Below are 21,715 nucleotides of genomic sequence, written 5' to 3'. Positions count from 1 at the left end.
TTAGTGTTTATTTTAAAGGGATTCGAGCATTGATTTTTAATACAGTTTTTTAAGCATTTTGGCTATAAAAACGGTCTCTATAACGAGACAAATTGCATAGGGTACAAAGAAGGCCGCAAACTCTAAACGGCTCATTTCTCCATCTGCCTTGTAAGCAGGATAGAACAGTATAAAAAAGAAGATAAACTTTAAAAAACTACCCCCCATGAAGAGAAAACCAATATGGTTTTTGAGTCGCTGCCTGAAATAAAACAGGGAACCGTAAATAGCAGCCGCTAAAATGGCATTAACAACGTAGCACAATATAATCCGGTCTGCGTACTGGGGAAGTCCGTTACGGGCAAGTATATTAATATGGATAAAAAAAGCAAGTGCCAATGTAATGAGCATAAGCACTAGGAACTGAACAACAGGATGCAGTTTGGCCATCAATATTGAATTCGTTTCAACTGGCGCAAAACTACCCAAATTGCAATTGCCACACCCAAAAGTGTGGCAATTGCCGTATAAATTCTTTTTTCCGTTTGGTAATGTTCATCCAACCAACTACCGCCCTTGGCCGCCAAAAATATAATGGCGCCCATTTCAAAAGCGATGCCCGAAAGTACCGCAAAATTCTTAAGATTGTTCTTCTTACGAGGCTTTTGCTGGTCCATTTACATTGGTACTGCCAATCGAGGATTTAAAGCTACTTCCCGAGGAAGAGCTTGGGGTGCTACTTTTAGAACCACCGCTGCTTAACGATCCTCCTTTGCCCTTCATGGTACAAGAGGCGTTGAAGGTTGCTCCTGGCTCTACAGCCAATTTATTCACGGAGACCGTACCTTCTATCACCGCGGAGGATTTCAGGGAGAGTAGGTCCGAAACCAGAAGTTCGCCGTTAAAGCTACCTTCGATATCGGCATTTACACATTCTACCTTTCCATGGATGTAACCGTCCTTGCCGATAACTACTTTTCCGGAAGTTTTGACGTTGCCATCCAATTTTCCGTCAATACGAAAATCGGCTTCCGATACAATGTCACCTTTGATTTTGGTGTTCTTTTCTATTCTGTTTGGCTGTCCGCCTATTTCATGCATAGGTCTTTTGTTGTCTGAAAACATGGATTTATGGTTTTGGGGTTAAAATTTGACTTCTATAGTCTTGTAAGTTTTTATGTACTTGGATGATTTTATAGTTGGAGGATAAAATTACAAAATTCTCATTATCAACCTTGTAATCCTTGTTAATTTTTAGCAATTCCACATAGCCCTCCGCATAATTTTTCGATTTGAAGCCGTGAACTACCACGAATTGGTCTTCCAAGTTGTAAATGTCCTTGGAAACAATATTCTTATACCTCAGATCGGTGATCGATTTCTCGAGCAGTCTTTTTAGTTTTTGGGCCTCGTCGTCGTTACTCCTTTTAAAAGGAAAGACCACCTTCCAGTTGCCGGATTCGGTCTCCGAAGAAAACTCCTTTATCGCAAGCTTGGGCAATTGTTCCGCAATGATCTGTTCGGCCTTTTTCCCTTCCGGATTGTTGGGATAGGTGAGCGCCACGTAGTTTAGCTGTTCCTTGAAGGGTTCGAAGCCCTGCAGCCTTCCAATCGCATTGGCCTTCAACATCTCGAATTTGGGCACTATGGGATCCCCCGTGAACTGATTGATATTCTCTTCGGCACCGGTAATGGTCTTCAAGAACTCCTGTTGCCCATAAAGCTCGTACAAGGCAGCATAGCGGGCATCCGGACTATCCTCACCATCCGTGAGTACTGCCCTGGGATTTAAAATGATTTCCGCATAGCGCGAATCGCCATGGTTTTGTAGGATATTTTCTTTCATTGAGGCCATCAAAGGGCTTCCCTCTTCCTCATAGATTTTGTAGAGGTTGTATTTGGAGGGTAGAATTAATCGCTCCTCGGGATTGTTCTTGAGCACATCTTCCAACTTACCGGCGGCTAACAGATTCTCCTTGAATTTTTCTTTGTAAATGAGTCCCAATTGGTAGTTGGCAAAGTTACGTTCCGTGTTCAGGCTATCAATGACGGCAGGATCGGTAGGAATACGGTCGGTATAAAAAGCCACCGAATACCGTTGGTCCTCGGAAGGTTCCGAGCTTAGTGTATCATTTACTGCAACTGCGTCTCCCGCAGCTTCGGAAGGCAGTGATATGGCCTTATTGCTCCATCGCCAGTCATCTTCCAGCTCACGGTTGCCCCATCGTTGTCTAAATTCGGTTTGTCCGTAGCCCAAACTGGTAATATTATAAAAATAGAACTTGCCTTTGTTTTCCTTGCCCCCCTTGGTTTCCCCAAAGGCCGCAAAACCGGCATCCCGCATCTCCTCCTCTTTCTTGGCTGCCTCCTCGGCCGCTCTTTTTAGTTCAGCGATATGCGCTCCAAAATAAGCTTCCCTTTCCTCTGGCGACATCTTATAAAGCGCTATTACGCTATCGGTATACTGAACCACATCCTCAAAAGCGATAACATCTTCCAAATTATCAAGCTTCTTTTTAGTGGCCCTATACTTCTTGGTGTTCTCGGGAAGGTTGGTCAAAACGCTGTCATAATAAGCTCCCGCAGTCTTATACTCGTTTTCATCAAAATTATACTCGGCTAAATTTTCATAGTTCAGGGCATTGAGCTTGGGTTCGTTCTGAGTGGCCCGCAGCGACTTATTGAAATACAATAGGGCAAGACTATCGGACTCTTGTTCTAGATGGTACTCGGCTATCTGGCGATATATTTTATCTAGAAACGGACGGTTTTCACGATTTTCTTCCAAGTCGGTCAAGTGCTCCAAAACCTCCTCCTGATTTTCACTGGTAACCTCCGTATTCCTGATTTTCTGTATCTCGGCATTGATCATATAGACCCTGGGCGACTTTCTATTCAGTTCGACGACCTTATCGAACGCATAGTTCGCACTATCTTTATGGCCCAATTCGTTATACAGTTGCCCGATGATATAATAGAAGCGTCCCTTTTCAGGGTTCTTTTTCGTGTAGAAGGAAGCAATTTTTAACTGCTGTACCGCAGTGTCGATAACTTTCAAGTTAATGTAGGCCTGTGCCATCATCGCCCTTGCATCGGCATATTCCTGGTCTTTCAGCTTCTCATACTTCATCAACCGCTTTAGGTTCTTGATGGCGAGCTCTTCATTCTCAAGACGGATGTTTACCTTTTCGCGCCAAATATGTGCCTCGTTCAGCTTGTCGCTGTAGGTGTATTTTTTGATGATGTAGTTGAAGGCTTCCAATGCTGGAATATAGCGCTGGTCGAAATACCGTGCCTTGCCCAACAGTAAAAATGCTTCATCGGTCTGCGGATTGCGCTCCTCATCCTTGATATCCATACTGTGCTTTTGTATGGCTTTGGTCGCCTTTTCCTCGGCAATAATGAATTTCGGATTGTTGTCCTCCGAGTCGAGTTTGATTTCATCGGTTACCTGAAGACGTTCTATGGGTAGCGTTTCCCAGTAATCATCCTGATAGCTTGCATTCAATTCCTCACGACCTTCCTCGAAGGCATTATTCCCATTATACAAAACATTGTACTTGGTGTTCAGCGCATGGAAATTGCGGTTCAGGAAAGCGTCCTTTTTTGTGGAGCAGGCGGTCAAGGCCAACCCACCTAAAACGGCGCCTAAAATAAGTTTGTATTGAAGCTTCAAAATTGTGTGTATGCGTACGTATAACCTTAACTGAAAAACAACCGTATTATTATGTAGTTCATCGATAAAAATAATAAAACCGGGAGGATGCCCCATACAAGGCTATTCAAATATGTGTTTTAAAAGGTATTTTGCAACCGACCAAACGGTCTGTGCCTTTTGTACTACATGCGTTGTACACCGCAATTTATGCGCTTCACCGACGTAAGCCATCTTGTCGTCGAAGCATTGGAATGATACCCTCCCAAAACCGATCTTACTAACCGACCAAGCGGTCTGTTGCGGGATGATGCCGGTGAAAACCAAGCAAATCTAGGTTCCTGAGGCCGTTTTTGATGAATCGGACTTTTTTCCAAAAAACAATTCCAATTCTTCGAGCGTCTTTTCGGAGGTTTGAATATCTTTCACTACCTCTCCCTTATTCAACACCACGATGCGCTCACAGACCTCGGTTACATGCATTAAATCGTGGCTCGACACTAACACGGTTACTCTTTGCTGGGCCGCCAAATCTTTCAAAACACCTTTTAACCGAATCTGCGTAGTAGGATCCAAATTGGCAAAGGGCTCGTCTAAAACAACCACCTCCGGGTTACCGATAAAGGAGGCGACAATACCAGATTTCTTTTGGTTTCCTTTGGAAAGGTCTCGAAGGTATTTTTTCTGACCTAGAATCTCACCGTGAAAAAAGTCCTCAAAATTTGCCAGCAACGCATTCACGTCGGCCTTGTTCTGTCCGCGCAGCTCCCCTATAAAATAGAAATACTCTTCGGGCGTGAGATACCCGATCAAAAACGATTCGTCTATAAATGCCGAGGTGAAAGGTTTCCAAGCTTCACTGGTATTTACTTGCATGCCATTGTTCATGATGTGACCCGTGGTAGGCTGAATCAAATCTAGCAACAAACTAAAGAAGGTAGTCTTTCCCGCCCCGTTATTGCCGACCAAGCCGAAACTTTGGCCTTTGGGAATCTCCAGACTTTCTATGTTGAGCACTATCTGATTTCCATATTTTTTGGTAAGGTGCTGTGCTGTTATCATAATACAATCTTCAATTTCTAGCCAAAGGCGTTTATGAGGTTGTTACGGTTCAATTTTCAGGTCCCCCTCAAACATACTATTCCGTTATTAACTATCCGTTCTTTTCTTGAAAACCAGCGATCATACCGTATTTTTTCTTGCGATAACTGAGAGTTATGGTGTCAAGAATAGGTTTTCGATACGCAAAACCTACAATACCTAAGATGGCCAGACTTGCTATCGCCACTTCAAAAGAAAACAATAGGGTCAAAATACCATAAATGAGCATAGGGGCTCCAAAAAGAGGTATCCCGACCAAAAACTGGGCCGCTCCGGTGCCCTGTATATTGCCTACAGGGCTTTTTGTGAGATCAATTCGTTTTTTGTTCATAGACCCAAAAAAAAGAATGACTGGAATATTGATTCCCAAATTGTACAAGGCCGTACTAAAGTTGATGGCCAGTGCCTGCCATCCAAAATATACATAGGGAATCGACAGTAAGAACATGACGACGACACTCAGGGCAATCAATCCGGCTTTGGCCTCGAGATACTTTCTCAACGGAATGTTCTGGGACATGATCATGCTGAAGTAGGCGCTATCCCAAGCCGGAATAAACTGCCCGAAATTCATTAAAAAAATACCGGTCATCAATATACCGACGACCACCATAATCACGGAGTTAAGACCAAAATCTTCTATCGAATAGAAAATGAGTCCATAAAAAATCATCGCCAGCGATACGAATACCTGTACTTTGGTACGCTTGTTACGCCATATCAATTTTAAGTCTAGCTGTAAAAAAGGGGCAATATCACCAAATTTTCGGGTCCATGACAAATCCGAAGTCACCGCCTCTTTCGTTTTTTGCCTTAAGGAAGCATCTAAAAAAATCCTATTTCTCAAAAAGCGATAATTGATCGAATAGAGCGCTATGGTCAACAGAATAGGAATTATAGCGAATACAGGTTGTTGGTACAGCGTATAAAAAAGCCTGCCGGCCAGCTCATGAACCGGATAGATATCAAAATAATCGAGGCCATACGACCCTCCCAAAAGTATCAGCAACGCTAAAAGGGCCGTATTGCTTTTATTGATCAGAAAATTGATATAGTTGATACTTAGCACCACTGCTATCATCGCCACGAACCAACCAATAACATGTAGGACCGGATATCCCTGAAAAAGCAAAACAACGGTGAAAGGCGTGAAGAATACTAAATCGAAAAGATTGTAAATCGACACCCCCGAACGCCCAAGAACATAATGGGTGATTGCTCTTTTCTTTATTGGAATGGTAAGTAATGGTTTGATGTCCATCACTGGAAGTTTCTGCATAAAATAACGAAAGAACAGTTCCGCCAAGACCCAATAGATGAGGTAATTACTCACCATTGTCAATGGGTCTGTTCCTGGAAAGGCCTTTTGCAGTCCAAAAAAAAGTCCGATACCGGCCATAAGCATCGTACTCAACATATAGAGCGCAAAAAAGCCCATCAAAATCTTGATAGCCAAACTTTTCCCTAGGGAAGCGGATCTAAAAAAAGATTTCCATTGAAGGGTCGTAAAATGCTTGAACATGTTTGACCTGCAATTTGGTGCTATTCGTTTGTGTTTAAAAATAAGCTATTGTTACAAAACCCTTGTATTTTTTAGACCTTCCAGTTTCAAATGGTCGCTTCAATGCTTAGTTTTGCACCAAAATTGTCTGCATGAGCCTTTTTCACCCACTAACCGTATCAAAAGTCAAAAAATTGACCCCCAATTCGGTCGCCATCACCTTTGATGTTCCCAAAGACCTTCTTCAGACCTTTGCTTTTACGGCGGGGCAATATATTACCATCAAGAAGGAAATAAAGGGCGAAGAACTTCGCAGGGCCTATTCGATAAGCTCATCCCCAAAAAGTGCCGGTATTACCATTGGGGTCAAGAAAGTAGATCGTGGTGGATTCTCGGATTATGCCAATTCCCGATTAAAGGCGGGCGATATACTAGAGGTTATGCCTCCAGAAGGAAGGTTCGTTTTCAAGGCATCGGATCAAGCGAAGAATATTGCAGCTTTTGCAGCTGGTAGTGGTATTACCCCGATTATGAGCATCGCCCGAACAGTGCTGGACAGCCACCCGGACAATAAATTTGTTTTGGTCTACGGGAACAAATCGAACGAGGAGACCATGTTCTATACCGATTTGACCAAATTACAATTAGACTATACCAATCGGTTTTTTGTTTATTTCATTAATAGCCAGGCCAGGGAGACAGATGCGTTGTTCGGTCGTATCGATGTTTCTACGGTGAACTACGCGCTCAAAAACAAGCACAAAGACCTACAATTTGATGCCTACTATATCTGTGGACCGGAACCTATGATCCGTTTGGTCGAGGATACCCTTAAGGAAAACGGGGTGGTAGAGGAAAACATTCATTTTGAGTTGTTTACGACCGACGAAATACTGGAAGAGTTTCCCGTAGCCGAAGATGGACAGACCCAAGTTGAAGTGACGGTAGACGACGAAACCTTTTCGTTTAGCATGGACCGTAAAATGTTGGTGCTCGATGCAGTCTTAAAGGAGAATATCGATGCTCCCTACTCCTGTCAGGGCGGGGTGTGCAGTAGCTGTATTGCCCGGATAAAGGAAGGGAAGGCCGACATGGTCAAAAACCAGATCTTGACCGATGGGGAAATTGCCGACGGATTTATCCTTACCTGCCAGGCACATCCGCTGACACCTACCTTGAAGGTCGATTATGACGATGTTTAGCCAAAGATGGGGCCTGGATCCTTCGCGCCAATAGCAAGATGCTTTTGGTTTTAATTACAAATGGTTGGAAGCTTTTAGAACTTTTTTTTCCCGGTATGTCGACTTCACCCCTGAGGATTGGAATACGATAGCGCCCACGTTTCAGAAAATTGTTGTCGGGAAAGGGCAGTTACTATTGAAGGAAGGCGACATCAGCAACCACCTTTGCTTTTTGGAAGACGGTCTTTTGCGGTTCTATCTTTGGAAAGATGGGGAGTCTGTTACCAAGTTTTTCACAGAGGCTCCTTATATGTTCACCTCCCAGCGTAGTTTCAACCAACGACAGCCAGCCAGGGAAAGCATAGAAGCGTTGGAGGATAGCATCATTTGGCAAATAAGTTACGAGCAACACCAGGAATTGCTTCAAATGACGGTATGGAAACGATTCGCCGATAAGATTACCCAAGAGGTACAGTTCTTTACCGAAAACATTCTGGAAGAGCTACAAAACGAAACCGCGGAACATCGTTATCGGTTGCTATTGGAAAACAGGCCAGAATTAGTACGGCGGGTACCCTTGAAACATTTGGCGTCCTATCTGGGAATCACCCAACAATCATTGAGCCGCATCCGTAGAAATATTTGATGAAGAAACAAAATTTACCATACGGTAACTAATTTGTGCTTTGTCTCACTTAGATTTGCTTCACATATTTGCTGAAAATGATTGCCTTAAAAATTGTTTATATCGCCAATATCGTGGTGGCTGGTTGGATTGGTATAACCTCCTTGTTCGACCCCAAAAAAGCAGGCGCTACGGTATTCCAAAATGCTTATCCCTATTCGGAGGTCATCCGATTGGTCGGCAGTTTTTGGTGGGCTATCTTCCTACTCTCCGTCGTCGGTCTTTTTTATCCCAGGAAAATGGCGTTGGTTCTCCTTTTTCAGTTGATATATAAAGGCTCCTGGGTACTTTTCGTACTGCTTCCCGCGTTATGGCATAAACAGCCCTATCCTACTGGTATGGGCACCTTTTTTATTGTCTGGTGCGCGGTGCTGCCGTTTGTTATTCCTTGGAAAGATATTTTTCCAATTTCCTAGCCGCATGGTCGTAGCCAATGACATAGGCTTTTTCGATACCCTTCTTATCCAATACCCCGATTTTTTCCAATTCCATCGCTTCGAAAATAAGGTCACATTGGTGTATTTTTTGCCGATTGATCGCGTAGATCATTAGCGCCGTGGTTCGGTTGGCCAGCTGTAACGAAGAACTGATATTCTTTTTTTCGACCTGCTTAATGACCGAAACGTTACTTCCAATCATAAAGTCGGCCTTATCTTTAATAGGCTCTAGGGGAAAATTGTTCATGATACCCCCATCGGCATATAAACAGTTGTTGATTTCTACCGGTCCGAACACCGGTGGTAAGGCGGCCGAGGCCAAAAGTGGATGTATTAACTCCCCTTGGGAGAAAAACTCCTCCTCCCCTTTCTGTAAGTTCGTAGCAACCACATGTAGCTGCCGTTCGAGGGCTTCGAAACTGTTTTCGGGGAAATAGCCCTTGAAAATATCGAAATAACGTTCAGTATCAACAAGCCCCGGCTTCAAGATGGTGATGAAGTTGTATTTGAACAGCGGCGTCTCCTTAAAGAATTTTAGCATATCCTGCACCGGGTTTCCGTTTGCGTACAAGGCCGCTACCAAGGCACCGACACTACTCCCCGAAACTATTTGTGCCGAAATACCATGCTGTTCCAAAGCTCTCAACACTCCAATATGCGCCATCCCCCGTACACCTCCCCCCGAGAGCACAAGGCCTACGGATTCTGATTGCAATGCCTTCATCTTATTCGATTACAAAAAATGCCGTATGGATAGATTCCATACGGCATCAAAACTACTCAAAATATCGACTTAGAAAGAATTGTCGAGACCAAAGGCATAATAGTATTTGCCCGGTTGACCGTCGTAGACTCCCTCTAACATAACGCCTCCCTGCTTGCCTTCCAAAATTTCGGCCACTTCGGCAACCGTTTCCACTTTTTTACCATCGATGTGGGTGATGACAAAACCTTCCCGCATTTGGGTTTGCTTTCTGATTTGTCCAGGATACAGGCGTACTACTTGTACACCTCCGTCGATATTCAGCTTTTTTGCCATCTCTTTGTCAATGGTCTCAAAATCTGCCCCTAAGAGGTTAAGTACTTCCTTCTTCTCTTTTTTGTTGATGTCTGTGGTGCCCTGGGTATTTTGAAGTACTACTTCAAACTCCTTTATTTTACCTTCACGATTAATGGAAATATCGACCTTATCGCCGGGTCTTTTGCTTGCAATGATCTCCTGTAATCTCGGTGAGGTAAGGGTCTGTTTTCCGTTGGCCTCCAAAATAATATCCCCGGGTTCGATTCCTGCCTTTTGAGCGGCGCTGCCTTCCCCGACGTTCTCTACCCAGACTCCTTTGACAAAATCGACCCTTTTCTCTTTGGCTAAACCACTATCCATTGTACGAATGGTTACACCCAACATGCCCCGTTGCACGGTCCCATACTTTAAGAGGTCCTCGACAACTTTGGTCACAATGTTACTCGGTACGGCAAAACCATAACCATTATAGGTGCCTGTTCTACTGGCGATGGCCGTATTGATTCCAATGAGATTTCCGTCTAGGTTCACCAAGGCGCCCCCGCTGTTTCCAGGATTGATTGCCGCGTCGGTCTGGATGAAGCTCTCCACAGCAAACTTATCTTTGTTGATATTGATATTCCTGGCTTTGGCACTAACGATACCGGCGGTTACCGTAGAGTTCAATCCCAAGGGGTTTCCAACGGCCAACACCCACTCCCCGACCTCAACATCGTCGGAGTTGATCAGCGCCATCGTTTTTAGATTGTCAGCCTTTATTTGAAGCAATGCCAAATCGGTCGAGGGATCGGTTCCGATCACCGTTGCCTTGTAGGATTCATTATTGTATAGGGTTACCTCGACCTCATCGGCATTCTCAATAACGTGATTATTGGTCACGATGTACCCTTTTTCGTTAATAATTACACCAGAACCTGTGCCCACCATAGGCATGGGTTGTAGTCCTTCCGGTGATTGGCCTTTAAACCTATCCCCAAAGAATTCCCTAAAGGGATCTGGCAATTGGCGTGCCTCTGCCATTCCGGAAGAAGCTGTTTTTGTAGATTTAATATGCACCACGGCGTCCAGCACCTTGTCGGTCGTTTCGGTAAAATCAAGGGGTTTGATATTGCCTTCATTATCGGCCGTGTAGAGTACCTTCTTGCTAGGCACATCGACTACCTGTACCGCTGCGGTATTTTTTGATTCTTCGTTCTTGTTCAAACTCATTGCCGCAAGGCTTACAATGAGGGCTATCAAGGCCGAAAAGAAGTAAACTGTTAACTTGGATCTGTTCTTTTTCAAATGTGTCATCATAGAAATTTGATTTATAGGTTTTCTAATTTTTTGCGGGTTCCAATGAGCAAATCTTATGCCATCAAATGTTAGTGTTTTGACAAAATATGATAATAAATAGTTAAAAACAGGTTATTCCTATTGCGGAAGTTTGACCGTGCTGTTAAGCGCGTACTGGACAAAAATGAGGAGCGGCGTTCGGCCGCTCCATAAAAACGATTTAGGAAATTGTAATGGTCCTAGCCGGTTTCTTTTTCGCCTCCTCCTTTTTGGGTAGATGCACTGACAATAAGCCATCTTGATAGGTGGCCATAATTTTTTGTTCATCCACCGTTTCAGGTAAGGTGAAGCTTCGGCGAAAGGCTGAGTAGCCGAACTCGCGACGGGTATAGGTACCCTCTTCCGATTCTTCCTGATGTTCCCGTCCTGTCGAGATGAGCAAAACGTTATTTTCCAAGGCAATTTCAAAATCGGACTTTTTCATTCCTGGAACCGCCATCTCGACGAAATAAGCGTCGCCTGTTTCCCTTATATTAACGGCTGGGAGTGTGATACCTCTGTTGAAGTTGCCGTTAAACATACTACTTAGATCGTCGCCAAACCAATCGCTTATCCATGAATTTAAACTTGGCCTGACTACATTACCGTTGTTAGGTACGGTTACTTCTGTACTCATAACTTAAAAATTTAGGTTAAACAATCAATTAAACAAAGTGCTATCCGTAATGCCGGAAAATGGTCAAAAGAACTGAAAAATTGACAGCTATCGCATAGAAAACTGTCATTTTTTCAAGTGCCGCTTGGGATGTTTCCCATCGGCGCCGTTCGACTTTTCCCGACGCGGAATTATCCTAAAGTCCTCAAAAAACAGCTTGGCGGTGAAGTATAAAAACACCAAGTAGAGAACCGTCAGAATCGATAGACCGTATGCCAACTTTTCCATAAATAGATGTTTTAATAACCGTGATTCAACAGGACAAATTCCGTGCCACCCAAATTCTTGGTATTGCTAAAAATTTTTTAATTTTTTCCAACGTAGAGAATCCACAAAGTTCACGACCTAGGCACTAATTATTTCTTTGTAATTTTATTGACTAAAGGATCGCAATGGGTCGCCCCATAAAAGATAACACCCTCGTTCTCGTATTTGCCCGTTCCCCGGAAGAGGAAATGAGGCATAAGGCTATTGACCAAGGTAATCTGCTCTTCGATGCACTCACGCAACAGACCCTCAAAACAATTCGCAAAACAGGGCTTTCTTATCTTCATATGGATGAAAGCTCTCAAAAAGGTGAAACTTTTGGGGATAGGTTTACCAATGCCATTAAAACGGTTTTTGAGCAAGGATATGAGCAAATAATTACCTTGGGAGGCGATACCCCTCAGCTTCGGGTTTCCCACATTTTACAGGCTAAAAAGCAGTTACAGGAAAATAAATTCGTTTTAGGACCTGCAACCGACGGCGGTTTTTATTTGATGGGAGTCCATCGGTCCCAATTCAACGCATCTACTTTTAGGGAGCTCCCCTGGCAAACTTCCAGTGTTACGAAGGCACTTCTTAAGTTGGTTTTAAAGGACAAAGTCAAGGTTTTCAAGCTTCCGACCTTATTCGACATTGATACTGCCGCAGACTTGCCCCAATGTTTCCGGCTTGTCAAAGGCGTTTCGACGACCGTTCTGGGAATCGTCGTATTCATCCTAGGTATTGGCGAGCACGGGTACCATTATCAGTTCCCTGGCGCTCTTCTATTCAATTCCTCGGTGGCCTATAACAAAGGTTCTCCTTTTTCCTGCTAATCTCCTTATTTTTTAGGGCTCAAGCCCTTCTTAAAACGTAACAGCGTCTCCTAGGCCATCGTACATAGTCTAAAGAGACCACACTATTCTATTAAAACAAATTCACATGGCAAATTCATATTACGATCCGGCAGACCTTAGAAAATTTGGAAACATCACGGAATGGAGCGAAGAACTTGGTAACAGGTTTTTTGAGTATTACGGAAAGGTTTTCGAGGAAGGGGCCTTGAGCGCTCGGGAAAAATCCCTCATTGCATTGGCAGTGGCCCATGTGGTCAAATGCCCTTACTGTATCGACGCCTATACAAAAGATGGCCTGCAAAGAGGCATCACCAAGGAGGAAATGATGGAAGCGGTGCATGCCGGTGCCGCCATTGAAAGCGGAGCCACTTTGGTACATGGCGTACAGATGATGAATAAGTACAATAAATTAAGCATGTAAGTGCTGGGCGGTTGCAAGATGCGACACTAATGAACACTAAGTTACCGAATATTTAAAAATGGCTACAAAATCGTTAAGGGCAAGAGAAAACATGCTTGCCGAAAGCAACAAACAATTGGAAGTTCTCAACGGTGGTGTCTTTGCCAATGGGGAACTCCCCTATTTTAAGGACAAAATTGCCAAAACGGGGCATTTTCCCTTGCGCCCTAGAAAGCTCGAAATTCTTCAAATCAATGTGGGGTATATGTGCAACCAGGTTTGTGAGCATTGCCATGTCGATGCCGGCCCCGATCGAAAGGAAATTATGACTCGTGAGACGATGTCCCTGTGCTTGGACATCGTTCGCACTACCGGTGCGCATACACTGGACCTTACGGGCGGAGCCCCCGAAATGAACCCTGATTTTCGATGGTTCGTCGAGGAAGCGGCCAAGGCGGGTATCAAAGACTTTATCGTGCGGTCTAATTTGACCATCATCAGAGCCAATAAGAAATACCACGATTTGCCCGAATTCTTCAAAAAACACAATGTGCACGTTATCTCTTCGATGCCCCATTATACCCGGGGCAAGACCGATAAGCAACGTGGGGATGGTGTTTTCGATAAATCGATAAAAGCCTTACAAGAACTGAACGCCATAGGGTATGGGATCCCCAATAGCCCGCTCCGCTTGGATTTAGTCTATAACCCCTCCGGAGCTTTTTTACCGGGGGACCAGGCCGCAATGGAAAGGGATTTTAAAAAGGCGTTGAAAGAAGATTTTAAAATTGATTTCCACAACCTCTTTGCCATTACCAACCTGCCGATTTCCCGATTCTTGGACTATCTCATCGCCTCCGGTAACTATGAGGATTATATGTATGCCTTAGTGGAAGCCTATAATCCCGCCGCGGTCGAAAACGTAATGTGTACCAACACCTTATCAATTGGTTGGGACGGGTGGATCTACGATTGCGATTTCAACCAAATGTTGGGCTTGAAGGTGGCTAGCAAGATTCAACACATAAGGGACTACAACGAGACCGTCCTCAACGACCGAAATATCATCATCTCCCAGCATTGCTACGGATGTACCGCCGGGGCGGGGAGCAGTTGCCAAGGTTCTGTCGTTTGAAAAAGCGGTGCTTTTGGTGATGTACTTACCGACCAAAAGGTTGGTCACTCTTAGGAATAGGGGGCCGATCGCTAGTATTTTTTGCACTTTGTCGATTTTAATTACCCTTTGACCCCTATTAATGAATAACCTAGCGCTTTCCTTGTTATTCATAAAAGACTTAGCGGTCGGTTTAACATAAAACCCAAATCTTATGGATAAGAACCTAAAACGTATGGCAACTATGCAACGGATGCAAGTTACCGGTCTGCGCCTTTTCTACACCAACGGTTATTACAATACCAGTATTGACGACATCCTCAAAGAATTGTCCCTTTCAAAAGGTGCTTTCTATTACCATTTCGAATCGAAAGAGGATTTTTTTATCCAGATTATCGAAAATCTGTTGGTACGCAAAGTATACAGCATGCTTATCGAGCCAATAGAAGGGCATGAACATACCTTGGACCTGATTTCAAATTGCTTTGAAGATGCACTTGAAACCGCCGTACATAACGATCTTGATTATGGCTTTGTACTGAACAACTTCATCAATGAGTTCAACGGCAGAAACCAAAAAATCATGAAACACTTGAACGATATCCTGAGGGTATGGGAGGTAAATCTGGTGTCTGCCATACAACGTGGAAAGTTCAATGGCCATATTGATCGACACGTCGATGCCGAAGGCGTGGCTGTTTTTTTGATGAGCGCCTATATGGGTGTTCGTACCTTGATGGTCGAAAATGCCCCCTCGGCCCGAAAGTATCGGTTTATGTCGCAGCTTCGACATTACTTCAAATCGTTGGAGGCAAGAACGACTCCCGTCTAGGAACGTTGCTCAAGTGACCGTAAGTACTTCTTGTATCTTTTCTACAACCTTTTCGGGCGGAATACTCGCGATTGCCTTTTCATAGCCTTTGGGAGCTTTGTTCCCGTAGACGGATGTGGGAATGAGCGGAAACCGTTCCCTATCGGCCAATAATGCCAGGCCCTCTTCCTGTCCAAAAGGATAAAACCCCGCAAAGGGATGCGTTATGCCCCATAAGGTAATTACAGGAATCCCGTACATAGCTGCCAAATGGGCGTTTCCACTATCCATTGCGACCATTAGGTCCAAATTGGAAATTAAGGCCAGTTCCTCTGCAAAAGATAACTGCCCTGCGACAGAAGTGCAGTCATTATCGGCTGCCATTTTTTCCAACTGTAGCTGCTCTTCCTTTCCACCGCCAAACAGCAAAACTTTGTACTTCTTCGTTTTTTGAAGGGATGTAATGACCTGTTGCATAAGCTCGATCGGATATTGCTTGCCCTTATAAGCGGCAAAAGGGGCGATACCCAGCCATTTTTGGGTATTCCTTCCTACCAAGGCGTGCGCTGTATTGGACAATGTTTCCTTGGATAAAAAGGATGGGACGGAAAGGTTTAAAGGATATCCCATTTGGACGAAAACATCCGCATAGCGTTGATGTGTGGTTTTCAAAGGTTCGAATACCTTATTTCGTGCAGCCGTCAGCGTCTTTTTGCCTGCCCGTCCTTTATCAATCTGAAAAAAAGGGAATCCGCCCCACAAGAAATATCGTTTTAGCACATTGCTACGCAACACATTGTGCAAATCGGCCACACGCTCTATACCTAAGGCTTTTAGCTCTTTGTACAGCCTAAACAACCCAAAAACCCCTTTATGCCTTCCCTTTAGATCGGCTGGGAAAACATGGGTATTTGAAAGCTGGGAAAACATGGGTGAAAAAAAACCTCTTGTCAAAACGGTAATCTTCACGGTAGGATATTGCCGTTGGAGGGCCACAAGCAGCGGCACAGTCATTGCCACATCGCCCATCGCGGACAGGCGCATGACCAAAATATGTTCTTTTTTATCCATGACCGCCGGGGAAGGCTTCATTTTTGTCGCCGAAGTACAGGATTCAGTTCGTCGTCGTTGTACATCTTCATCTGCCGGTACACTTTCATGTACTTTCTGCCTGTTTCGATATCTGCCAACAACTGGTCAATAGCCGTAGAAAGGTCTTTTCTTTGCTCTAACAAGACTGCAAGTTTCCCTTGACACTTTTTAACATGTTCCGAAGTGGCATCGGTTCGGTTCGCTTCCTCCTGCATGTGGTAAATCTTTAGTGCCAAAATAGACAAACGGTCGATAGCCCAAGCAGGACTTTCAGTATTGATCGTGGCGTTTTCAAGCACTTCTACCGATTGGTATTTTTTTAAAAAATAACCGTCTATGTACTCGACCAAATCGGTACGATCTTGATTGCTCGCATCAATTTTGCGTTTAAGTACCAAGGCATCGGCGGGATCGATTCCCGGATCCCTAATGAGATCTTCATAGTGCCATTGCACCGTATCGATCCAATTTTTACGGTATAACAAATGGGCGACATCATCCTTTGGGTAAGGATTTTCAAAAGGCTGATCCACTTTGTCCTTGATGTGGTAGTTGTTAATACTCTCTTCAAAAATGCGAAAGGCAAAATCACTGAACATAGGATACGATTTAGGGGCAAAGATACCCATATTATTTTACGGTCAAGCCTACAAAAAATATCATGAACGGCACGAAAATAGAAAGCATCAACGCAATCTCCTTGATATTTGGTCTTCTAATGGACTCGATGTATTTCGTCAAAAAAACCGAGGCTGGAAAAAAGGTTACCATAATAGGGTATACACCCTCGGAGGTAGTTAATATCTTTAGGACGATTCCTAGAAAAAAAAGCATTGCAATAAGCCTCATGGTGGCTACTTTCCCCATACCGGCCTTTCCCAATCGTATGAAAGAAAACAGGCCGACCGTCGAAATGCCTATGACATAGAGCACTAGCTTGGTACTGTTGCCCCAATTCAGAAAATAAGTTTGGTTGAAAACATAGTCAAAACCGTAATGTTCCCACATGAAATCGGTTCTTCCGGCGAGGACCAGTACGCAGTAAGAAATCATTAAAACCGTGAAGATGCCAGCGAATGGAACCAACCAATTTCGAAAGTTTTTCGGTTCGTAGATATAAATGGCCATAAACACCAAAATCAGGTAGAGCACGGCCCAATCATAAAACAAACTGGCCACCATGATCCAAATCGTGGCATCAAAAATCTTGACCCTTATGTTCTTTAACGAACGTAAGCTAATTAATCTTCTCATCGATAAAAGAAGAAAAAAGCTGCAGCAAATTGCATTGTTATCTACCAAAGTCTCCGGAAAAACAACCATTAAAAGGGCAAAAAATAACAGACTATAAGAATTTGGTGCCGTTACCTTATTGCGTTTCAATATGAAGTTGATCACGAAAAACCCGAAAGATAGTATCCCTAAAACCACCAGGTGTAATAGCAATTGTTCCGGGCCAAAAGAACTATCAAAAACAAAAAAAAGGGTGAACCAGTAGAAAATAAAAACGAAAGCGAGGATAACAATATAGTTTATTGGCTTTGTTTTGCTAAAAAAGCTTGAAATCATCTCGTGTTTTTATATTTTTGCAAAGCAAATATACTGATAACATCGGCCTTGGGGAATCAAAACTGAGGGCAGGTCATGCAAAACAAACCGTTTTAAACAATCAGTGGCCATCAGTTCGCGTTGAATAAGCACTAATACAAGCACATGAAAGCATTTTTTGAAGGTATCGAGGATTTGTTCGTTAATTATCTTTTTTCTCCCTATGATTTCTTTCGTTTTATGGAAAACTGGTGGACCTCCAATGTCGTAAATTGGCTGTTTTTCATTATCGGTATGGTTGCCTTCGTATATTGGATGCTTGAATTGAAGAAGTACAACGACCGGGGCGAGGAGGATAAGAGCATCACCTCTCATTCGTATCTATAGGTGGCATTTACTAAGCTAGCCTGCCCGAAGTAGCTGGTTCGTGGGATACCAGTAACGGCCATTCGTGTTTGGATTCCTGGTTCATAGAAGGTTTGTCATAGGTCGAATCCTATATCCTTTCTGTAGTTCATGTTATCGAAATGGACCTTCTTCACATTTCCGTACGATTTTTTGAGCGCTTCCTTAAAATCAATCCCAAAAGAGGTAATTGCCATGACCCTGCCGCCACTGGTCACGACGTGTCCCCCTTTATTTTGAGTACCGGCATGGAAAACCAAGGAGTCTTTGATATGTTCGTACCCTGTAATATGCTTTCCCTTTTCATAGGCTTCGGGATAACCTCCCGAGACGAGCATCACAGTAGTGGCTGCTGCCCGCTCAATCTCTAGGTCAATATCCTCCAAGGTACCCTGGGCCACGGCCTCAAAGAGTTCGACCAAGTCATTTTTTATCCGGGGGACCACCACCTCGGTCTCGGGGTCTCCCATTCGTACGTTGTACTCGATCACAAAAGGATCATCATCTACTTTTATCAGACCGATGAAAATAAAACCCTTATAAGGCAGATTATCGATTTTAAGCCCTTCTACGGTCGGTTTCACTATTCGCTCGTGTACTTTATCCATAAAAACGGTATCGGCGAAAGGAACGGGTGATATGGCCCCCATACCGCCTGTATTGAGTCCGGTGTCGCCCTCTCCAATGCGTTTATAGTCTTTCGCCGTTGGGAGTACTTTATATCCTTCGCCATCGGTAAGCACAAAAACACTGAGTTCGATACCTGCTAAAAACTCTTCTATCACGACGGTTGCGCTAGCGTTTCCGAATTTGGCATCGACTAGCATGGTCCTGAGTTCCGTCTTCGCTTCTTCCAAATCGTCCAAAATCAATACACCTTTGCCTGCCGCCAAACCATCGGCTTTCAAAACGAAGGGGGGGTGTAACCCTTCCAAAAAGGCATATCCTTCCTCTAACGTATCCGACGTGAAGCTCTTATAGGCCGCGGTAGGTATGTTGTGCCGCTTCATGAACTCCTTGGCAAACTCCTTGCTCCCTTCGAGCCGGGCCGCTGCCTTCTGCGGACCGATTACCGCAATATGGCCCAATGCCGAATCGGTCAAAAAGAAATCGTGCACCCCGTTGACCAAGGGATCTTCAGGACCGACCACCACCATGCCGATGTCTTCTTGGAGTACGGTTTCCTTAATCTTTTCGAATTCATTTACACCAATCAGTATATTATTTGCGATTGTTGCGGTACCGGCATTGCCTGGAGCCACAAACAACTTTCCAAGCTTGGGGCTCTGACTAAGTTTCCATGCCAAGGTATGTTCCCGACCTCCGGAACCAAGAATTAATATGTTCATTTTTTTCACTAGTTTATACCAATAATGCGCTACTGTTATTCACCCTACCCTATTTGAATTCCCTATGCGCTTTTCGCTGTAATACTGCTGTTGGCAGCGATTTGAAATAATCGTATACGATTTTTAATCCTTGTGAACGGGCTACTTTAGGTTCCCAATCCAAAATTTCCTTCGCCCTGGATATATCTGGTTGCCGTTGCATTGGGTCGTCCTGCGGCAAAGGTTTGTAGACTATCTTTTGGTGGGTGCCCGTTAACTTTATGATCTCTTCCGCAAACTCCTTTATGGTCGTTTCATGGGGATTACCAATATTGATAGGGTCGGTGTATTCACTAAATAACAATCGGTATATGCCCTCTACCTGATCGTCTATATAACAGAAAGATCGGGTCTGGCTGCCATCACCGAACACCGTCAAATCTTCCCCTCGAAGTGCCTGACCCATGAAAGCGGGCACCACCCGCCCGTCGTTTAAGCGCATCCGTGAGCCATAGGTATTAAATATTCGCACAATTCGTGTATCGACCCCATGAAAACGATGGTAGGCCATCGTAATCGACTCCATAAAGCGTTTGGCCTCGTCATAGACTCCCCTAGGGCCGATGGGGCTTACATTCCCGTAATACTCCTCGTTTTGGGGGTGCACTAACGGATCGCCATACACCTCCGAGGTAGAGGCCACCAAAATCGTCGCTTTCTTTTCCTTGGCCAGTCCCAATAGATTTAAAGTTCCCAGCGAGCCTACCTTCAAGGTCTCAATGGGAATTTTTAGATAATCGATGGGGCTTGCGGGCGAAGCAAAGTGAAGAATATAATCCAACTTCCCAGGAACATGTACAAACTTGGTCACATCGTGGTGATAAAACTCGAACTGCTCCAGGGGAAAGAGGTGTTCAATGTTCTTAAGGTCGCCCGTAATCAGATTGTCCATCGCAATCACATGAAACCCTTCCTTTATGAAACGGTCGCACAAATGCGATCCTAGGAAACCGGCAGCTCCGGTAATCAATACTTTTTTCAACTTCTACTTTTTAGTCTTTAACCGAACATTGGGAAACACTTTCAAATAATAAACAAACTAATTTTCCTGTTGCTCTTCCTTTAAATTTTTCCTTTCCTTTTTCGTCTTTTTTCTTTTAAAGTTTGTCTCCTCCACCTTTCCCTTAATCCGATTTACCTTTCTTCTCAACAAAATTTTCTGTTTCAAGGTGGAAAAGCTGTAGTTGTACTTAAAGAAAATATAGCCTAAGATGATAACGACCGAAACAAGCATAATCACCATTCCTAAATTTTTAGCGGTACTGCCTAAAACAATAAACAACATTACAAACAGCAAATTGAAACAACCGATAATAAAACTGGCCTGTTTATGGGTAAGCCCCCAATAATCGATTAGTACATGGTGGGTATGGTTTCGATCCGGCGAAAAAGGTGCTTTTTTATTGGCAATCCGTATGGCAAATACCCTTGCTGTGTCGAATAATGGAACGATTAGAATACTAATCGCTATCAAAGGGGCATTTTCAAGAAGAAAAGGCAGTTCTGTATAGGCATGGGGCCGAAGGGCCAAAAACTTCAAGGTTAAAATACTGATTACAAAACCGACAATAAGGGAACCCGTGTCGCCCATAAATATCTTTTTGTCGGAAGAAAGATTAAAACCGAGAAAAGCCATTAAACTGGCATTCACCGTAATGCTCAATAATGCAAAAAAATATTCCTCGGTCAGGTAAAAGATGGTTGTATAGATGACCATGATCACGATACCCACTACAGAGGCCAAACCATCAATCCCATCGATCAAATTGTACGAATTGATGATCGTGAGCATCATGAATCCCCCAATGATCAAATAAAGATAAAAGGGTATTTCATTAATGTTCAGAAAACCGTTCAGCGAGAAAATGGTAAAGCTTGGGTTCGCCAAAATAAAAGCGATTGCCAATACTTGTGCAATGAGCTTGGCCCCCGGCGAGATGACCACCAAATCATCTTTTAATCCCACAATGAATAATATCGTAAGACCAGGAATAATGTACATCGCCTCATCGAACGCATCACGGCCCCTGATGAAAAATAAAGCAAAAACCAGCGTGTAAAAGAAAGCCACACCTCCCAAAGTGGGAGTTCTTAATGAGTGCGAACTACGCTGATTAGGGTCATCCATCAAACGTTTATGCTCGACCACTTTAATGATTTTTGGGATGGTGAGATAGGTGAGTAGGAATGCTCCTATAAATATCAATATTGCCGTTTCTAGAAAAAACAACTGCTAGGTTTAAAGATTATTGGAAGGTATGGTTTATTGTTCAAAAGACGGTTTTCATAGCATAATTTTTAAGC

At 43.8% G+C, this 21,715-nt stretch carries 24 protein-coding genes; 8 read left to right on the top strand and 16 right to left on the bottom strand.

All coding sequences use genetic code 11. The annotated features are described in order from the left end of the window. Positions 1 to 36: 36 nt before the first annotated feature. The 6 genes from FK220_RS07190 to FK220_RS07165 form a co-directional block, all read right to left on the bottom strand. On the bottom strand, positions 37 to 429 hold the full coding sequence (locus FK220_RS07190) for a DUF6168 family protein (protein WP_152573566.1): 393 nt from the start codon (positions 427 to 429) through the stop codon (positions 37 to 39). Next, positions 429 to 656 (bottom strand): AtpZ/AtpI family protein, encoded by a 228-nt coding sequence (locus tag FK220_RS07185; protein ID WP_152573565.1) that lies wholly within the window; start codon positions 654 to 656, stop codon positions 429 to 431. Before FK220_RS07185 ends, FK220_RS07190 begins: the two co-directional genes overlap by 1 nt. Next, complete coding sequence (locus tag FK220_RS07180; protein WP_152573564.1) at positions 634 to 1,104, bottom strand: bactofilin family protein; 471 nt, start codon at positions 1,102 to 1,104, stop codon at positions 634 to 636. The genes FK220_RS07185 and FK220_RS07180 overlap by 23 nt, the downstream gene beginning before the upstream one ends. A 4-nt stretch (positions 1,105 to 1,108) precedes the next feature. Further along, positions 1,109 to 3,655: a type IX secretion system periplasmic lipoprotein PorW/SprE gene (porW, locus tag FK220_RS07175; protein WP_152573563.1), complete on the bottom strand. Its 2,547-nt coding sequence runs from the start codon at positions 3,653 to 3,655 to the stop codon at positions 1,109 to 1,111. Positions 3,656 to 3,967: 312 nt separating this feature from the next. After that, a complete protein-coding gene (locus FK220_RS07170) occupies positions 3,968 to 4,696 on the bottom strand; it encodes an ABC transporter ATP-binding protein (protein ID WP_152573562.1) in 729 nt (242 codons plus the stop codon). A 91-nt stretch (positions 4,697 to 4,787) separates the two neighbouring features. Continuing rightward, complete coding sequence (locus tag FK220_RS07165) at positions 4,788 to 6,257, bottom strand: DUF5687 family protein (protein ID WP_152573561.1); 1,470 nt, start codon at positions 6,255 to 6,257, stop codon at positions 4,788 to 4,790. A 131-nt stretch (positions 6,258 to 6,388) separates the two neighbouring features. On the opposite strand from FK220_RS07165, the gene FK220_RS07160 reads away from it, so the two are divergent. The 3 genes from FK220_RS07160 to FK220_RS07150 all read left to right on the top strand — a co-directional run bounded on the left by FK220_RS07160 (position 6,389) and on the right by FK220_RS07150 (position 8,518). Further along, a complete protein-coding gene (locus FK220_RS07160; protein WP_152573560.1) occupies positions 6,389 to 7,438 on the top strand; it encodes a ferredoxin--NADP reductase in 1,050 nt (349 codons plus the stop codon). Positions 7,439 to 7,502: 64 nt separating this feature from the next. Continuing rightward, entirely contained in the window at positions 7,503 to 8,063 is a 561-nt protein-coding gene (locus FK220_RS07155; protein WP_152573559.1) for a Crp/Fnr family transcriptional regulator, read from the top strand. 77 nt (positions 8,064 to 8,140) lie between these two features. Further along, positions 8,141 to 8,518, top strand: coding sequence for a hypothetical protein (locus FK220_RS07150; RefSeq protein ID WP_152573558.1), 378 nt, complete (start codon positions 8,141 to 8,143; stop codon positions 8,516 to 8,518). On the opposite strand, the gene FK220_RS07145 is transcribed toward FK220_RS07150, so the two are convergent. The 4 genes from FK220_RS07145 to FK220_RS07130 form a co-directional block, all read right to left on the bottom strand. Continuing rightward, a complete protein-coding gene (locus FK220_RS07145) occupies positions 8,484 to 9,263 on the bottom strand; it encodes a patatin-like phospholipase family protein (protein ID WP_152573557.1) in 780 nt (259 codons plus the stop codon). The genes FK220_RS07150 and FK220_RS07145 overlap by 35 nt on opposite strands. Positions 9,264 to 9,332: 69 nt before the next feature. Beyond that, positions 9,333 to 10,856, bottom strand: coding sequence for a Do family serine endopeptidase (locus tag FK220_RS07140; RefSeq protein ID WP_238718924.1), 1,524 nt, complete (start codon positions 10,854 to 10,856; stop codon positions 9,333 to 9,335). A gap of 199 nt (positions 10,857 to 11,055) precedes the next feature. Next, on the bottom strand, positions 11,056 to 11,511 hold the full coding sequence (locus tag FK220_RS07135) for an Hsp20/alpha crystallin family protein (RefSeq protein ID WP_152573556.1): 456 nt from the start codon (positions 11,509 to 11,511) through the stop codon (positions 11,056 to 11,058). Positions 11,512 to 11,616: 105 nt separating this feature from the next. Continuing rightward, on the bottom strand, positions 11,617 to 11,778 hold the full coding sequence (locus FK220_RS07130; RefSeq protein WP_166204809.1) for a hypothetical protein: 162 nt from the start codon (positions 11,776 to 11,778) through the stop codon (positions 11,617 to 11,619). A 164-nt stretch (positions 11,779 to 11,942) separates the two neighbouring features. Here FK220_RS07130 and FK220_RS07125 point away from each other — a divergent pair, with 164 nt between their 5' ends. From FK220_RS07125 to FK220_RS07110, 4 genes are all read left to right on the top strand, one after another. Continuing rightward, positions 11,943 to 12,632 (top strand): TIGR04282 family arsenosugar biosynthesis glycosyltransferase, encoded by a 690-nt coding sequence (locus FK220_RS07125; RefSeq protein ID WP_152573555.1) that lies wholly within the window; start codon positions 11,943 to 11,945, stop codon positions 12,630 to 12,632. Positions 12,633 to 12,738: 106 nt separating this feature from the next. Further along, positions 12,739 to 13,074 carry an arsenosugar biosynthesis-associated peroxidase-like protein gene (locus FK220_RS07120; RefSeq protein ID WP_152573554.1) on the top strand — a complete coding sequence of 112 codons (336 nt, stop codon included), beginning with the start codon at positions 12,739 to 12,741 and terminating at the stop codon, positions 13,072 to 13,074. Between the two features lie 58 nt (positions 13,075 to 13,132). Then, a complete protein-coding gene (gene arsS / locus FK220_RS07115; RefSeq protein WP_152573553.1) occupies positions 13,133 to 14,188 on the top strand; it encodes an arsenosugar biosynthesis radical SAM (seleno)protein ArsS in 1,056 nt (351 codons plus the stop codon). Between the two features lie 193 nt (positions 14,189 to 14,381). Continuing rightward, entirely contained in the window at positions 14,382 to 14,999 is a 618-nt protein-coding gene (locus FK220_RS07110; RefSeq protein ID WP_152573552.1) for a TetR/AcrR family transcriptional regulator, read from the top strand. Positions 15,000 to 15,008: 9 nt separating this feature from the next. On the opposite strand, the gene FK220_RS07105 is transcribed toward FK220_RS07110, so the two are convergent. Genes FK220_RS07105 through FK220_RS07095 form a run of 3 tightly spaced genes read right to left on the bottom strand, consistent with a single transcriptional unit; the run spans position 15,009 to position 17,324 of the window. Continuing rightward, on the bottom strand, positions 15,009 to 16,070 hold the full coding sequence (locus tag FK220_RS07105; RefSeq protein ID WP_238718923.1) for a glycosyltransferase family 9 protein: 1,062 nt from the start codon (positions 16,068 to 16,070) through the stop codon (positions 15,009 to 15,011). Then, on the bottom strand, positions 16,067 to 16,669 hold the full coding sequence (locus FK220_RS07100) for a DUF4254 domain-containing protein (protein ID WP_152573551.1): 603 nt from the start codon (positions 16,667 to 16,669) through the stop codon (positions 16,067 to 16,069). The genes FK220_RS07105 and FK220_RS07100 overlap by 4 nt, the downstream gene beginning before the upstream one ends. Before the next feature lie 31 nt (positions 16,670 to 16,700). After that, positions 16,701 to 17,324, bottom strand: coding sequence for a hypothetical protein (locus tag FK220_RS07095; RefSeq protein WP_394352413.1), 624 nt, complete (start codon positions 17,322 to 17,324; stop codon positions 16,701 to 16,703). A gap of 459 nt (positions 17,325 to 17,783) precedes the next feature. Between FK220_RS07095 and FK220_RS07090 the strand changes: the two genes are divergently transcribed. Next, the gene (locus FK220_RS07090; RefSeq protein ID WP_152573549.1) at positions 17,784 to 18,005 is read left to right on the top strand and encodes a DUF6341 family protein; all 222 of its coding nucleotides are present in this window, start codon (positions 17,784 to 17,786) and stop codon (positions 18,003 to 18,005) included. Positions 18,006 to 18,100: 95 nt separating this feature from the next. Here the strand turns inward: FK220_RS07090 and purD are convergent, their stop codons facing one another. The 3 genes from purD to FK220_RS07075 are packed head-to-tail and all read right to left on the bottom strand — an operon-like array spanning position 18,101 to position 21,641. Further along, on the bottom strand, positions 18,101 to 19,372 hold the full coding sequence (gene purD, locus FK220_RS07085; RefSeq protein ID WP_152573548.1) for a phosphoribosylamine--glycine ligase: 1,272 nt from the start codon (positions 19,370 to 19,372) through the stop codon (positions 18,101 to 18,103). Between the two features lie 49 nt (positions 19,373 to 19,421). Then, positions 19,422 to 20,393 (bottom strand): UDP-glucuronic acid decarboxylase family protein, encoded by a 972-nt coding sequence (locus FK220_RS07080; protein WP_152573547.1) that lies wholly within the window; start codon positions 20,391 to 20,393, stop codon positions 19,422 to 19,424. A gap of 57 nt (positions 20,394 to 20,450) precedes the next feature. Beyond that, positions 20,451 to 21,641 (bottom strand): glycosyltransferase family 4 protein, encoded by a 1,191-nt coding sequence (locus tag FK220_RS07075; protein ID WP_152573546.1) that lies wholly within the window; start codon positions 21,639 to 21,641, stop codon positions 20,451 to 20,453. Positions 21,642 to 21,715: the final 74 nt, after the last annotated feature.

The organism is Pelagihabitans pacificus (assembly GCF_009371985.2).
Classification (GTDB): domain Bacteria; phylum Bacteroidota; class Bacteroidia; order Flavobacteriales; family Flavobacteriaceae; genus Pelagihabitans; species Pelagihabitans pacificus.
This window is presented reverse-complemented; position numbering and strand designations above follow the sequence as displayed.

Excerpts from the sequence above, each read along its gene's own strand:
- FK220_RS07130 (WP_166204809.1), bottom strand. The coding sequence starts at position 11,778 with ATGGAAAAGTTGGCATACGGTCTATCGATTCTGACGGTTCTCTACTTG.
- FK220_RS07150 (WP_152573558.1), top strand. The coding sequence starts at position 8,141 with ATGATTGCCTTAAAAATTGTTTATATCGCCAATATCGTGGTGGCTGGT.
- FK220_RS07105 (WP_238718923.1), bottom strand. The coding sequence starts at position 16,070 with ATGAAGCCTTCCCCGGCGGTCATGGATAAAAAAGAACATATTTTGGTC.
- FK220_RS07190 (WP_152573566.1), bottom strand. The coding sequence starts at position 429 with ATGGCCAAACTGCATCCTGTTGTTCAGTTCCTAGTGCTTATGCTCATT.
- FK220_RS07145 (WP_152573557.1), bottom strand. The coding sequence starts at position 9,263 with ATGAAGGCATTGCAATCAGAATCCGTAGGCCTTGTGCTCTCGGGGGGA.
- FK220_RS07135 (WP_152573556.1), bottom strand. The coding sequence starts at position 11,511 with ATGAGTACAGAAGTAACCGTACCTAACAACGGTAATGTAGTCAGGCCA.
- FK220_RS07100 (WP_152573551.1), bottom strand. The coding sequence starts at position 16,669 with ATGTTCAGTGATTTTGCCTTTCGCATTTTTGAAGAGAGTATTAACAAC.
- FK220_RS07120 (WP_152573554.1), top strand. The coding sequence starts at position 12,739 with ATGGCAAATTCATATTACGATCCGGCAGACCTTAGAAAATTTGGAAAC.
- FK220_RS07180 (WP_152573564.1), bottom strand. The coding sequence starts at position 1,104 with ATGTTTTCAGACAACAAAAGACCTATGCATGAAATAGGCGGACAGCCA.
- FK220_RS07140 (WP_238718924.1), bottom strand. The coding sequence starts at position 10,856 with ATGATGACACATTTGAAAAAGAACAGATCCAAGTTAACAGTTTACTTC.
- purD (WP_152573548.1), bottom strand. The coding sequence starts at position 19,372 with ATGAACATATTAATTCTTGGTTCCGGAGGTCGGGAACATACCTTGGCA.
- FK220_RS07160 (WP_152573560.1), top strand. The coding sequence starts at position 6,389 with ATGAGCCTTTTTCACCCACTAACCGTATCAAAAGTCAAAAAATTGACC.
- FK220_RS07170 (WP_152573562.1), bottom strand. The coding sequence starts at position 4,696 with ATGATAACAGCACAGCACCTTACCAAAAAATATGGAAATCAGATAGTG.
- FK220_RS07185 (WP_152573565.1), bottom strand. The coding sequence starts at position 656 with ATGGACCAGCAAAAGCCTCGTAAGAAGAACAATCTTAAGAATTTTGCG.
- arsS (WP_152573553.1), top strand. The coding sequence starts at position 13,133 with ATGGCTACAAAATCGTTAAGGGCAAGAGAAAACATGCTTGCCGAAAGC.
- FK220_RS07110 (WP_152573552.1), top strand. The coding sequence starts at position 14,382 with ATGGATAAGAACCTAAAACGTATGGCAACTATGCAACGGATGCAAGTT.
- FK220_RS07165 (WP_152573561.1), bottom strand. The coding sequence starts at position 6,257 with ATGTTCAAGCATTTTACGACCCTTCAATGGAAATCTTTTTTTAGATCC.
- FK220_RS07095 (WP_394352413.1), bottom strand. The coding sequence starts at position 17,324 with ATGAGAAGATTAATTAGCTTACGTTCGTTAAAGAACATAAGGGTCAAG.
- FK220_RS07125 (WP_152573555.1), top strand. The coding sequence starts at position 11,943 with ATGGGTCGCCCCATAAAAGATAACACCCTCGTTCTCGTATTTGCCCGT.
- FK220_RS07090 (WP_152573549.1), top strand. The coding sequence starts at position 17,784 with ATGAAAGCATTTTTTGAAGGTATCGAGGATTTGTTCGTTAATTATCTT.